The 12,613-nt window shown below is 66.9% G+C and carries 13 protein-coding genes; 7 read left to right on the forward strand and 6 right to left on the reverse strand.

Annotated features, from left to right (window positions below; translation table 11 throughout):
• The first annotated feature begins 28 nt into the window (after positions 1–28).
• From fae to ACSQ89_RS13935, 3 genes are read left to right on the forward strand one after another with little or no spacing between them, the layout of a single operon-like run.
• Positions 29–562: a formaldehyde-activating enzyme gene (gene fae / locus ACSQ89_RS13925; RefSeq protein ID WP_093111717.1), complete on the forward strand. Its 534-nt coding sequence runs from the start codon at positions 29–31 to the stop codon at positions 560–562.
• A complete protein-coding gene (gene pabB / locus ACSQ89_RS13930) occupies positions 563–2,467 on the forward strand; it encodes an aminodeoxychorismate synthase component I (RefSeq protein ID WP_436290384.1) in 1,905 nt (634 codons plus the stop codon).
• 29 nt (positions 2,468–2,496) lie between these two features.
• The gene (locus tag ACSQ89_RS13935) at positions 2,497–3,153 is read left to right on the forward strand and encodes an HAD family hydrolase (protein ID WP_436290383.1); all 657 of its coding nucleotides are present in this window, start codon (positions 2,497–2,499) and stop codon (positions 3,151–3,153) included.
• Positions 3,154–3,488: 335 nt separating this feature from the next.
• Here the strand turns inward: ACSQ89_RS13935 and ACSQ89_RS13940 are convergent, their stop codons facing one another.
• Complete coding sequence (locus ACSQ89_RS13940; protein ID WP_436290382.1) at positions 3,489–3,752, reverse strand: hypothetical protein; 264 nt, start codon at positions 3,750–3,752, stop codon at positions 3,489–3,491.
• Between the two features lie 134 nt (positions 3,753–3,886).
• Positions 3,887–4,087 (reverse strand): hypothetical protein, encoded by a 201-nt coding sequence (locus tag ACSQ89_RS13945; RefSeq protein ID WP_436290381.1) that lies wholly within the window; start codon positions 4,085–4,087, stop codon positions 3,887–3,889.
• A 145-nt stretch (positions 4,088–4,232) separates the two neighbouring features.
• Here ACSQ89_RS13945 and ACSQ89_RS13950 point away from each other — a divergent pair, with 145 nt between their 5' ends.
• Positions 4,233–4,523, forward strand: coding sequence for an acyl carrier protein (locus tag ACSQ89_RS13950; protein WP_436290380.1), 291 nt, complete (start codon positions 4,233–4,235; stop codon positions 4,521–4,523).
• 634 nt (positions 4,524–5,157) lie between these two features.
• On the opposite strand, the gene ACSQ89_RS13955 is transcribed toward ACSQ89_RS13950, so the two are convergent.
• Together ACSQ89_RS13955 and ACSQ89_RS13960 are read right to left on the reverse strand one after the other, a co-directional pair.
• The gene (locus ACSQ89_RS13955) at positions 5,158–5,745 is read right to left on the reverse strand and encodes a hypothetical protein (protein ID WP_436296202.1); all 588 of its coding nucleotides are present in this window, start codon (positions 5,743–5,745) and stop codon (positions 5,158–5,160) included.
• Between the two features lie 1,243 nt (positions 5,746–6,988).
• Positions 6,989–7,324 carry a hypothetical protein gene (locus tag ACSQ89_RS13960; protein WP_093111729.1) on the reverse strand — a complete coding sequence of 112 codons (336 nt, stop codon included), beginning with the start codon at positions 7,322–7,324 and terminating at the stop codon, positions 6,989–6,991.
• 521 nt (positions 7,325–7,845) lie between these two features.
• On the opposite strand from ACSQ89_RS13960, the gene ACSQ89_RS13965 reads away from it, so the two are divergent.
• Genes ACSQ89_RS13965 through ACSQ89_RS13975 form a run of 3 tightly spaced genes read left to right on the forward strand, consistent with a single transcriptional unit; the run spans position 7,846 to position 10,289 of the window.
• Positions 7,846–8,049: a hypothetical protein gene (locus ACSQ89_RS13965; protein ID WP_139191799.1), complete on the forward strand. Its 204-nt coding sequence runs from the start codon at positions 7,846–7,848 to the stop codon at positions 8,047–8,049.
• A gap of 30 nt (positions 8,050–8,079) precedes the next feature.
• Positions 8,080–8,940: a DUF6502 family protein gene (locus ACSQ89_RS13970; RefSeq protein ID WP_436290378.1), complete on the forward strand. Its 861-nt coding sequence runs from the start codon at positions 8,080–8,082 to the stop codon at positions 8,938–8,940.
• Positions 8,937–10,289: a DUF5666 domain-containing protein gene (locus tag ACSQ89_RS13975; protein ID WP_436290377.1), complete on the forward strand. Its 1,353-nt coding sequence runs from the start codon at positions 8,937–8,939 to the stop codon at positions 10,287–10,289. The genes ACSQ89_RS13970 and ACSQ89_RS13975 overlap by 4 nt, the downstream gene beginning before the upstream one ends.
• Before the next feature lie 300 nt (positions 10,290–10,589).
• Here ACSQ89_RS13975 and ACSQ89_RS13980 read toward each other — a convergent pair whose 3' ends face one another.
• On the reverse strand, positions 10,590–11,237 hold the full coding sequence (locus ACSQ89_RS13980) for a response regulator (RefSeq protein WP_093110154.1): 648 nt from the start codon (positions 11,235–11,237) through the stop codon (positions 10,590–10,592).
• Positions 11,234–12,613 (reverse strand): ATP-binding protein, encoded by a 1,380-nt coding sequence (locus tag ACSQ89_RS13985; RefSeq protein WP_093110153.1) that lies wholly within the window; start codon positions 12,611–12,613, stop codon positions 11,234–11,236. The genes ACSQ89_RS13980 and ACSQ89_RS13985 overlap by 4 nt, the downstream gene beginning before the upstream one ends.

A 12,613-nucleotide genomic window follows, 5' to 3' on the forward strand; every position in this document is an offset into this window, starting at 1 on the left:
CACGGCTCTTCTAACATCTGGAGTCTTTGTGACGCATCCCCATCTCTTCCACGCCGGCGAGGCCACCGTACTCGCCAAGGACGGCCAGTTCACCGATGCCATGCCGGAGATCCTGATCGGCCTTGTCGACGGGCCGGTGGGCGCCGCCTTCGCCGGCATGATGGCGCAGAGCAAGGGCCACACGGCGATGTTCGCGATCCGCGCCTGCAACCAGCTCGTGCGACCGGCGACCATCATGGTGCCCAAGGTCACGCTCAAGGATTCGGCCAACATCGAGCTCTTCGGCGGGGTGGTGCAGAGCGCGACCGCTGACGCGGTGGTCGATTGCCTGATCGAGGGCATCATTCCCAAGGACCTGGCCAACGAGCTGTGCATCATCAGCCTGGTGTGGATCGATCCGCGATGCGCCAGGGACGACAATCTCGACAAGAAAGACATGTACCGCACCAACTACGAGGCCACCAAGCTCGCGATCCGGCGCGCGTTGAACAACGAGCCCACCGTGGACGAACTGATCGCCAATCGCCACCGGATCAAGCACGACATGGACGACTGGAGCTGAATGCCTAGGGACTGTCTCAGCTTCGCGCTGCTCGACGACTGCGCCTCGACGCGCGAGCGGCCGACCAGCCGGCTGTACACCGGCTATGTCCGCCAGCACCGTTGCACCGACCCAGCGAGTCTCGACACCGTGTGGGACCAGGTCGATGCCGATCTGCGGCAGGGCCTGCACGCGGTCCTTCTGGCCGATTACGAGTGGGGTGCCAAGCTGCTGCATGCCGGGCAGGCGCGGCTCGCATCGGAAGATGCTTCGGCGCTGCGGGTGCTGATGTTTCGCCAATGCGCGAGGCTCTCGGCCGACGAGGTCGCCACCTGGCTCGCGGAGCGCGAACAGAGCGAATCGTCCGAAGCCGGCGAGCCGCAGGCCGCCGGCGTGATGGAGCTCGTGTCCAGCATCGACGAAGCCGCCTTCACCGATGCCATCGCGCGCATTCACGCCGCCATCCGGGCGGGCGAGACCTACCAGGTCAACTTCACCTACCGCCTGCAAGGCCGAAGCTACGGTTCGCCCGTGAGCCTGTACCGGCGGCTGCGCGCGCGCCAGCCCGTGGCCTACGGCGCGCTGATCGCCTTGCCGCAGAGCGAGAAGGAGGAGGAGGGCGATGTCACGCACGTGCTCTCGTGCTCGCCCGAACTCTTCCTGCGCCACGATGCCGGCGTGCTGACAGCGCGTCCGATGAAAGGCACGGCGGCGCGCGGTGGCGCGCCCGAGGGCGACAGCGAGATGGCGCGCCTGCTGTCGGTGGACCCCAAGAACCGCGCCGAGAACGTGATGATCGTCGACCTGCTGCGCAACGACATCGGCCGCGTGGCGCGCATCGGTTCGGTGAAGGTGCCGGCGCTGTTCGCCGTCGAACCCTACGCCACGGTGTTCCAGATGACCTCGACCGTGCAGGCGAGGCTGCGCGCCGAGGTCGGCATGCCCGAGCTGCTGCGCGCTGTGTTTCCCTGCGGTTCCATCACCGGCGCACCCAAGCACCGCACGATGGAATGGATCGCCGCGCTGGAGAGCACGCCGCGCGGGCTCTACTGCGGTGCCATCGGTTGGGTCGATGCGCCGGCGCACGGCGCGCGCATCGGCGACTTCTGCCTGTCGGTAGCGATCCGCACCCTGACGCTCGGCGCCGAGGCCGGGCATTCGCGGCCGCTGCGGCTGGGCATCGGCGCCGGCATCGTGCAGGACAGCCGCGCCGCCGACGAGTTCGAGGAGTGCCTGCTCAAGGCGCGCTTTCTCACCGCCCTCGATCCGGGCTTCGAACTGTTCGAAACCATGCATGCCACGCGGCGTGAAGGCATCCGGCACCTGGAGCGGCACCTGGCGCGGCTGGCGCGCAGCGCCCGCTCGTTGGGCTTCGCGTTCGACCGCGACGCGGCGCTCGCGGCCTTGCGCGAAGCGTTGCCGGCGCTCGCGCCGGGGCAACCCTCGCGCCTGCGCCTGGCGCTGGCGCATGACGGGCGGCTTCACCTCACGCACGCGCCGCTGGCGCCCCTCGCCGGCGGCGCGGTGAAGCTGCTGATTGCCGACGAACGATTGCCCGATGCGAACCCGTTGGCTGCGCACAAGACCACATTGCGCCGGCACTACGACGCCGGCGTGCGTGCCGCGGAACGCGCCGGCGCCTTCGACAGCGTGTTCTTCACGGCCGACGGCCGGCTCGCCGAAGGCGGACGCAGCACGCTGTTCGCGCGCATCGAAGGGCGCTGGTGGACGCCGCCGGTCGCCGATGGCGCGCTGCCCGGCGTCATGCGCGAGGTGCTGCTCGAAGATCCCGCGTGGCAGGCGGCCGAACGCACGCTGCGCCGGGAAGACCTGCAGGCGGCGCAGGCGCTCGTGGTGTGCAACGCGCTGCGCGGCGCGCTGCCGGCGCAGCTCCAGCTCCAGGCGCATGAGGCTTCGGCCGCGTGAGGCGCGCGCGTTCGACTCCCGGCCCCGCAATGAAGCTGGCGCTGTTCGATCTCGACCACACCTTGATTCCGTTCGACAGCGGCATGGCCTGGACGCGCTTCCTGATCGCGCGCGGCGTCCTGCCGGCGCATGCGGAGTCGGTCTACCTGGGCTATTGCCAGCAGTACGTGGCCGGCACGCTGGACATTCGCGAGCTGCATCGCATCAGCGTCGCGCCGCTGGCGCGCTTCGGCCTCGCCGTGCTGCGGCAATGGGCGAGCGAGTTCGAGGCCGAGATGGCGCCGCAGGTGCCCGAGGCGATGCGTGCGCTGGTGCGCCAGCACCAGGCCGCCGGCCACCTCTGCGCCATCGTGACCGCCACCACCTGGCTCATCGCCGAGCCCTTTGGCCGGCTGTTCGGCGTTGCCGACGTGCTGGCGACGCAGTCGCTGGTCGTCAACGACGCGCTCGACGGGGCGATCGACGGCGACCCGTGCTTCGGCGTCCACAAGCTGATGCACGTGAAGCGCTTTCTGACAACGCGAGGCTTGTCGCTCGAGGCGCTCGAGCGAGCGTGGTTCTATTCCGACTCGATCAGCGACCTGCCGCTCCTGGGCGCGGTCTCGGATCCGGTGGCGGTGTGCCCCGACGAGCGCCTGCGCGCCCTGGCCTTGGATGCCGGCTGGGAAATTCTCGAACGCACCTGAAGATGCCGACCTTCGCCGTGAACTCTCAACGTCATTCCCTCCAGCACATGGTCGCGGCCCTCTTGATTGCACATCAGCCTGGGCGGGAACGGAATGAACCAGGCGGAGCTTGGCGGCCTTGAGCGGCGCGATCGCGTCGCGAACCTTCCGCCAAAGCTCGGCGCGGAGCTCGGATGGCGTGCTGCGGTAGTACAGCGTCTGGCTTCACGTCGCGAAGACGAGCCGTCAGGCGTGCGCTCGGCCCAGATAGAAGCGCCCGCAGTCGATCAGCGTCTTGTCAGTCCATGAGGCCGTGCGGACGAGGATGACCATGTGCCGCTATGGAAAGAGGCCATCTACTGCAGCCAATGGCCGCTGGCTGTCGTCGCATCCCGTTTGTTGGCCACCAAGAGCCCGTCGACGAGCTTCTTCGCCTTGCAGTCGAGCTTGTCAAAAATGATCTCCCGTTCGGCCTGGCTCGTGGTCAACGCGACCCGGCCCGCGAACTCGCCGCCCCGATGGACATCGGCATGCGCGGAAATCTGCTCGCCATCACCAGTCACCTCGATGGTGATGACCGCGCCTCGATAGTCGAATTTCCTCTGAATCTCATTGTTCATATTGATCTCCCTGGGAAGCTGCACGAGCTGCAACTCGGAGTTGGGGCAACGCTGTACCAAGAGTCAGCTGCCGGCGGCAGCCGCCGGATCACCTCTAGGATGAGGTCACGGGCATGGAATGGCGCGAACCACGGTCAAGCCAATCGTCGTTCGACCCAGTGGGTATCGTTACCAAAGAGACGATTTCCCTGGTGTGCAACGAAGGCCAATTTTTCCCGGTTGTGGGCTGTGTCCGGCCGCCACAGCTCATGGACAACGGCCACAGCCTCTTGCTGGACCAGATCGTTCGAACGGCGCAGCCTGATCTCGATGAGTGCACGTGATTTGCGGGACACTGGCTTCTCCTTTCGTCGTGTTCCACCACGTAAGAGCGTGCTGTCTTACGTCGCATCAGGCGCAATGTACGGCAATATTCGCCGGATGTGAACTTTTCACATACTCTTCACATAGGTGCCAAGATGTACTTGACCGGGAATACGCATGGACTCGTCACTGAACAACACCATGGTTGACGTGAGCTCGGGCCCAAGTTCGCTGAACGAACTTCGGGATTTGATCCTCAAGCTATACGGCAGCGAAGCGGCAGCGCTCGAACCACACGCGCCCCTGCGCGACAAGGGATTCGATTCGCTGACGCTGATCGAATTCGTGTTCGCGATCGAAGACCGCTTCTCCATCTCTATTGCGGATGACGAGACGAACAGCGTGGACACGCTGGCCGGGCTCGCGGCGGTAGTCGACGACAAGATCCGGATGACGCAAGCCAAGTGAAAGCCGAGGTCGCCGTCAATAGCGGCATATCCGTCATCGCTCGAACGCTGCCTCTTGGCGAGGCCAGGGCTCGTTGATGGCAGCAAGCCCGTCGTCGGTGAGATAGAGGTCGAACTCTCCGTGGCGGGGCCATCCCGCGCTGCTCGCGGAGGGCAAGTTGAGCCGCGCATGGCGCGCCCAAGGTTCGTGCCTACCTGAAGGCGAAATAGGCACCATGAGCTCAAAGGCTGCAGTCGCGACTACCGGGAGGCCTGGCGCCGAGTTCCGCGCTGCCATCACTTGCTCAGTTGCCTGGTTTGCCGCCCACTTGGTGGCTGCGGCGCGCATTCAATCGACAAGCTTCGACGCGTGCTCCAGTGCGCCACATTTCGTCAGGACGCGGTCCATTGGGAGATCGTGACTTGACGCCCTGACGGCTGAATGATTGCAGTCCAACACGGTCCATGACCGGCCCGAGCTGTGGCCTGTGGAGCTAGGTTCGCTACAAGAAGCCCTGCCCGGACTTTCGTCTCTGGGCAGGGCCTCCGCGCGTTCGGGGTGTCCGTTTCCGGCTTTCCCGAACTCGAAACGCTAGCTTGACCTTCCTCCAGTGCAACCGCATCGGATGGGTTCGGTGCACCCCGCAGGACGCCGCCTACTTGGTCGGTCCGGCGCACGATTCATCCTGCGGAACCTGTGGAGCTGGGCGCGACGGTCGCTTCTGCTGGCCCTTATCTGCCAGGCCCACCACCACCGCCGGGACCGCCACCGCCGCCAGGCCCACCACCACCGCCGGGACCGCCACCACCACCGCCGGGACCGCCACCGCCGCTGCCGGGACCACCACCGCCGCCGCCGGGACCACCACCGCCTGCACCGCCACCGCCTGCACCGCCACCGCCTGCACCGCCACCGCCTGCGCCGCCGCCGCCTGCACCGCCGCCGCCTGCGCCACCACCGCCTGCGCCGCCACCGCCTGCACCGCCACCACCTGCACCGCCACCACCTGCACCGCCGCCACCTGCACCGCCACCACCTGCACCGCCGCCACCTGCACCGCCGCCACCTGCGCCGCCGCCACCTGCGCCGCCGCCGCCTGCGCCGCCGCCACCTGCGCCGCCGCCACCTGCACCGCCGCCACCTGCACCGCCGCCACCTGCGCCGCCGCCACCTGCACCGCCGCCACCTGCGCCAGCAGCGCCTGCGCCAACACCAGCACCTCCGCCGCCGGCGCCGCTACCACCCGGGTCTGCGCTGGCTATTCCAACGGTCCCGCCTCCGCCCGAACCTTTGGAGATCACAGCTGAGTTGGCCGCGCCAGAAAAACCGGTCGCCCCCGGAGGTGACCCCGAGCCCCCGACCAGGGGCGATCGCACCAACTGACTTGCGTTCCTGGTGTTGAAGCAAGGCGCCTCCCCAAAGGGGTTGTACCGGTCGCATGCGGCCGAGCTTCTTGGTGCCGCAGGAGGAGCGGCGGCTTGGAACCGTGTATCTGGACGCGCCAATGGACGCGCGTCGCCGACGCTGGGATGGGTTTCAGCAGCAGGCGGCCTCACCAGCGCCACGGCAGGTGCCGGTGCCGAAGTGGCCGGGGTGGCAGCCTTGGCTTCGAACGCGTCTGTCCTGGCAGTTCTGGGCTCTGGGGGTTGTTGCACTCTTGGCACCGGCCCCGGTGTCGGCGTCGGTGCGACACGCGCCGATCTAGGCGAAATGCGGACCGTCATCACGGTTGTTGGAGCCTGCTGCGGAGCGAGGTCGTCTTGGGCGACCGAGTCAGTCGGTGCATCCTGGGCAGGCACGCTTGATGGAGTGTGCGGCGATTCGGGCTGCTTTGCGCCTTCCGTTGCCGGCGCGGCCGATTGAGTGACCACCACTGTTTGGTCCGCAGGCGCCGCCGGCGGCGCAGCAGTGGCCATCGTCTGATCCACAGAGGCTGCAGGCGGCTGGGGAACAGCTTTCGCCGCGCGGTTCACAGAGCCGGCAGAAGGCGGGGGAGAAGTTGCCGTCGAGAGGCCCACCGGCACGAGGGGCGATTGCGACGGAGGCGCTTCTGTTCGTTCCGTGGGCAGGTTGGCCGACTGCAGCAGAGACGAGATCGCGCTCGAAAGCGTCGGGCCGCTCATCGCAGAGCGGCCCAAGTACCAGAAGACGAAGGCTCCATGCAACAGCGCCAGGACGATCAACAGCCAGACGATGGAGACGTCGACGCCGTGCGGCACGGGGATAAAGCCGATGCGTCTCGGCGCGCGCTGACTTTTCTGCTTCAGAACAGCAGCGTTCAATGGCAACAAAGAGGGCGAAGCCGTTTGCAGCCAGCGCGGCTCGCTGACGGTAGTGTCGAAGGTCGTCGTGCCCGAGCGAATGCCCGAAAACTTGCCGGCACAGCCGCAGCAGTACCTGGCGCGCTCCCTGTTAGGCGTGTGGCACGACTCGCAGAACTTCGTCATACCGGCATTTCCCCGGACAGGACAGCAGCGCTTGGGGCGCTACGGAATAGGGATGAACTTCGTGATGATCACGAGCGAATTGATCACGACCCAGAACGCCACGAAGTCCATGGCCCATGCCCACTTTGAGAGGCCACGCGGCGGCTTCGGCGGCGGTACCTGTTCGCCCGAATTCTTGCTGGCTGCATAGAACGCAGGCAGCTTGTGAGAGCAGCATTTGCAGATGTGTGCGGAGCCCGTGTTGATGGTGCTGCAGGCCTCACAGATTTCCGCCGAGGTGCCTGCTTGCAATCTTGCGAGATCGATGAGGTTGCCGAAGGCAACGCTCGAAGAGGGACTCTTAGTCTCGGCAACAAAAACGGCAGCGGCTGTCATTGATGCGCTCCTGGACGAAGGACGGTTGCGGGTTCGGTGTGCGCCCGCGCGCCGCGGTAGCGTTGCGCTTTGGCTTGAGCCAGGCTTCGCCCCAATCGGTGTTCGGCGACGGCGATCCTTGCAAACATCAGTAGGTCGGTGTCGTCGGGACCGGCGCCCGAACCTTCGATCTGCTTTCGGAACGCTCGAACGATGCGGCCCTGAACTGCCTTGCGGACCCGCACCGCCGCAGCCCTTGCCCTGCGGGCACTCCGCTCGCAAGGTTCGATGGACCTTCGTGCCCGCGCGCCGCGGTGCCGCAGTGCAGCAAGACGGCGCCTCTTCCTCGCTAGCGGGCCCCTTCTGCGTGTGACAGACTTTGACATCTCGCTCTCCTTCGACGGCGCGGCAAATGTGAAGGCTTCACATTTGTACTACTCTTGTCTTATAGTGGCGAGGACTTTTGTAAGACTTCGGCGGATGTCGCTGGTCCAGTTGGTAACTGGGTGTTAGCGCCCATCTCACCCCGTCCAAGGATCCACGTGTCGCACCAAACCCTGCGCGCGCTGTTCGAGATCAGGCTGCGCTGGACTGACAAGGTGCTGCAGGAAGCTCCTACCCAGGTCAACGGCGGCTTGTGGGTTCCTGACACGCCTCGCAATAGAGAGAGGCTTCAACAGGCTGCAGCGCTGGGAGACAGACTTCATGGCCACGAAACCCACTGGATCGAAAGACGCCAAGCGTGATCAAGCCAGGCGTCGATCGATCTGCGACAGATGACGCAGACGACAGAAGGCCAACTCTCCTGGGTCCTCTCGGCTTGCGCACGCGTCATGCGGCCGCTGGTCAGGCTCGCGCTGGCCTTCGGTGTCAAGCATGCCCACCTGGAGGAACTGCTGCGCGACGTGCTGGTCGACGAAGCGCGCAGCGCTTGGCTCAAATCCAAGGGCGCCGAGCCGAACATCAGTCAGCTGTCGGTGACGACAGGCTTGAACCGCAAGGCGGTGACTGCCATGGTGCGTGAAGCGGAAGATCCGTTGCCGCACACCGGGATGTCGGCCGCGGCCAAGACCCTGACCTTGTGGCTGCACATGATCGACGAGGACCCTGCGCACCGGTCCCTGCCCATCGTGGCCGAAGCCCCGGCGTCATCGTTCGAAACCGTCGCCCGGCGCGCCAGCCATGGCAACGTGCACCACCGCGCCATCCTCGACGAGCTGGTGCGTTTGAACATGGCGATCGAGCACGAGGGCCGCGCCGAGCTCAACGCCACCGCCTTCGTTCCGGCGAAGGACTTGAAGACGATGCTCGCCTTCCTGGGCGACAACACGCGCGACCACCTGCTCGCGAGCGTGGCCAACACGCTCGGCGCAGAGCCGCCCTTGCTCGAACGATCGGTATTCGCAACCGGGATTGCGCTGGAGGACTGCGAACGCATCCACGAGCTCGTGCGCGAGCGGTGGAGCCAACTTCATCACGAATTGACCCGGGAGATGACGCGCGCCTTCGACGAGGCCGAAAAGACAGCTTCGGGTCGCATCAGGATCGGCATCTACACCTACTACGAAAACGGCACAACCGAGTACGCTAAAAAATCGGCCCCCGCTCCCCCCAAACGATCGCGAAGAAAGGCATGACGAGCACCTTGCTGCGCAACGGCTTTTTGGCACTGCTGATCGGCTTGCTGCTTTCTTGCGGCGGCGGTGGAGGCGGTGGCGGCGGCGCAGCTTTCGGGAGTGCCGGCAGCGCGGGATTCACTGGCGGACTGATTCCCAGTGGCGAGGGCAGCCCCGCCGGCGGAGCAGGCGACGGCCAGGGCGGCGGCAGCTCGGGCAGCTCCGGCGCCGGCGGCGGCTCGAACGGCACCTCGACGGCCTCCAGCGGCGACAGTGGCTCGGGCGTGGGCTCCGGCGGCACCGGCGTGAGCACCGCCGATGCGGCCGGCATCGGCGGGGTCGATGGCGCGGGCAGCATCATCGTCAGCGGACTGCGCTACGACACGGACACCGCCGTCATCAACCTCGAGGATGCCGCATCCCTGCAGCTGGGAATGAGCGTGAAGGTCAGCGGGCCGGTCAACGTCGACTTCACGAGCGGCACGGCCCGCCGGGTCGATTCGGCTGCCGATATTCGCGGCCCGCTTTCGTCGGTCGATCTGGCGCAGGGCAGCTTCGTCGTCATGGGCACCACGGTGACCACCGACAACGCCACCGTCTGGGCCGATGCGGCCGGACTTGCTGCCATCGCACCCAACACGACGCTGCAGGTCTGGGGCTTGCCGGCGGCACCCGGCGTGCTGCGTGCGACGCGCGTCGAGCAGCGCGCCCCCTCTGCACCGATTCTCACCGGCACGGTCCAGAACCTCGATGGAGCACGACGCACCTTCACGCTCGGCAGCTTCGTTGTCGACTACAGCGTCGCGGCCCTGAGCGGCAGCTCCGACGGGCGCCCGCCCGCCAACGGCACCCTCGTGCGCGTGCGTGCGAACTTCGCGCAGCCCGGCCGCCTGCCTGCCACCCTCGTGCAGTGGTGGTACCCGGTGCCGACGGCGAACACCACGCCGGTCCAGCTCGCGGGCATCGTCACTGACTACGCGGGACTGGGTTCGCTGCGGGTGCTGGGCACGCCGGTGGACGCCTCTTCCGCGCAGATCACCGGCGGGCCGGCCGGCTCGGTCGGCAATGGCGTGAAGGTGGACGTTGCCGGCACGATGTCCAACGGCATCCTCAAGGCCACCAAGCTCAAGATCAGGCATATCCCTGGCACCGGCGGGCCGGCGTCGTTCACCCTGATCGGGGCCATCGGCAACTTCAGCTCCGCCTCGAGCTTCCGGGTACGCGGACAACCCGTGAATGCCGGCGGTCCAGGCGTCGCGTTCGTCAACGGCACCGCGTCGAACCTGGGCAACGGCGTGCCCGTGAGCGTCGAGGGCGCGCAGGTCGTCGACGGCGTGCTGATCGCCACGCGCGTCAGCTTCAATCCATAGGCACATGACCGATCGCGTGAGCTGATGGGTGGACGCCTACCTGGCCGAGTGGTCTCGCATGTCCGAAGGGCCTGTCGAGCTTGGTCAAGCGGCCACCTGAACTTCGGCTTTGGGCCCTAGGCCGTCCTACCCTAGCCGCATCCGCGACGCTCACCTTCGAGCCTCAAGGCTGGTATTCCGCCTATCGATGAAAACGGTCATGGCGTGACATCGTCGTCGGGCAATCAGAAAATGAACATGCTGGTTCGGGCAGAGCACGAGCGCCTTCTGAGGTTTGAACGCGCGGCGTCCGCGCGCTATCTAGACCTGGATCAGTCCCCAGCGCAGCGCGACCCAGGTCAGCTCCGCCTGGTTGCTCGCGCCCAGCTTCTGCTTAACGCGATAGAGGTGCGAGCCGACCGTGCTGATCGAGAGGTTCAGCGTGGCGGCGATCTGCGCCACGGTCATGCCGCGCGCGAGCTGGATGAAGACCGAGAACTCGCGCTCGCTGAGCAATTCGGCTGGATTGGCGTCGCCCTCGATCTGCGCTGTCGCCAGCGCCTGCGCAGTATGGGCGTCGATGTAGCGTTCGCCGCGCGCCACCGCTTTCACCGCGGCGATCAGCGCCTCGGGCGCGCTGCGTTTGGCCAGGTAGCCGAGGGCACCCGCGCGCAGCACGCGGCGCGGGTGAGCGGTGTCCTCGTGCGCCGACAGCGCGAGCACGCGCGCCTTCGGATCGTGGGCGAGCAGGCGCCGCAGGGCTTCAAGGCCGCCCATGCCGGGCATCGACAGGTCCATCACCACCACGTCGGGCCGCACCTGCGGATAGTCCTGGCAGGCCTGCTCGCCGGTGTCGGCTTCGGTCACGACGTCGATCTGCGCGTCGGCCAGCAGCATGCGAAAGCCCATGCGCACCAGCGCATGGTCGTCGACGAGCATCACTCGGATTGCTTGGGTCGCTTGGGTCATGGGTTCTCCGCGACGGCCGCCGGCAAGGGCAGGCGCACCGTCAGTTGGGCACCGTTCGGCGCGGCGGGTTCCAGGTGCAATTCGCCACCCAGGCTTTCGATGCGCTCGGCGAGCCAGCGCAGGCCATAGTGGCCCGCGCCCGTTTCCCGGGTGGCTTCAGGGCCCGGCAGGCCGCGCCCGTCGTCGGTGAGCGAGAGCTTCACCGCTTCTTCGTCGCGATGCAAGGCAAGCACGATCCGGCGCGCCTGTCCGTGCCGCAGCGCGTTGGTGATGCCCTCCTGCGCGGCGCGGTACAGCACGAGCGCCGCGTCGGTGTCCATCGGCACGCGGTCGAGTTCGAGCCCGAGCTGCCATTCGATCTGTACTTCGCTGTGGCTCGTTCGCGTGCGTTCGACCAGATCCTCGAGCGCGGCCACCAGTCCGAACTTGTCGAGCACCAGCGGGGTCAGGCGCGGAATCATGCCGTGCATCGCGGTGTAGAGACGCGCCGATTCGTCGGCGATCACCCGCGCCGCCTGCTCTGCCTGTGGATCGAGTGCCTGCATGCGCTTGGCGATCGACAAGGCCATGCTGCGCATCGCAGTGACCGACTGCCCGAGCTCATCGTGCAGTTCGCGCGCGATCAGCCGTCGTTCCTGTTCGATCTTCTGGTCGACCCAGCGGCCGAGTTCGCGGCTTTCGGACAAGCGGCTCTCCGCCCGCACCGCCCGCCGCTCGGTCTCGATGTGCTGCTGCAGCATGCCGACCATGCGGTTGAAGGCGGCGCCGATGGCCGCCGCCTCGGTCCCGGGCAGGGCGCGCAGCGCGACATCGAAACGCCCGCTCTCGAGCTGGTTCAGCGCGTCCACGATGTCCGCGAACGGGCGTGTGGCGCGTCCCACGAGCCAGAACACGAGCGCATTGACGATCAGCAGCAGGCCGAGCGCGCTGAGCATCAGTAGCGCGGCACTGTCCCAGGCATCGAGCACCGCGCGCGAGGCGTTGGAACGCACGATCAGCTTGCCGCCGGGAAAGGCGATGGACATTTGCGTCGGCGCGGGCGAGACGAGGCCGGCGAACCAGTGCGGCGCATCGCGGCCGGCCTTGTAGACCGAGGTCGGCGAGCTGTACAGCACTTGCTCCTCGTCATCGAGCAGCGTGATGTCGTTGGAGCGCACGCGGCCGACGCCCTGCAGGAAAGCCAGCATTGCCGGCGTGCCTTGGGCCGCGTAGAGCCACGCCGTCCGGTTCAGCAGCTGCGCAGCCACGCGATTGGCCGCCACCACTTCCTCCTGCACCGATTCGCGCATGGCGCGCAGCTGCAGGGCGAGCATGGCGGCGACGAACAGCAGGGTCAGCAGGCTCACGATCAGGTTGATCTTCAGGCGCAGCGTCAT

Origin of the sequence: Variovorax sp. LjRoot175, from assembly GCF_964253805.1 — a bacterium.
Classification (GTDB): Bacteria; Pseudomonadota; Gammaproteobacteria; order Burkholderiales; family Burkholderiaceae_C; genus Variovorax.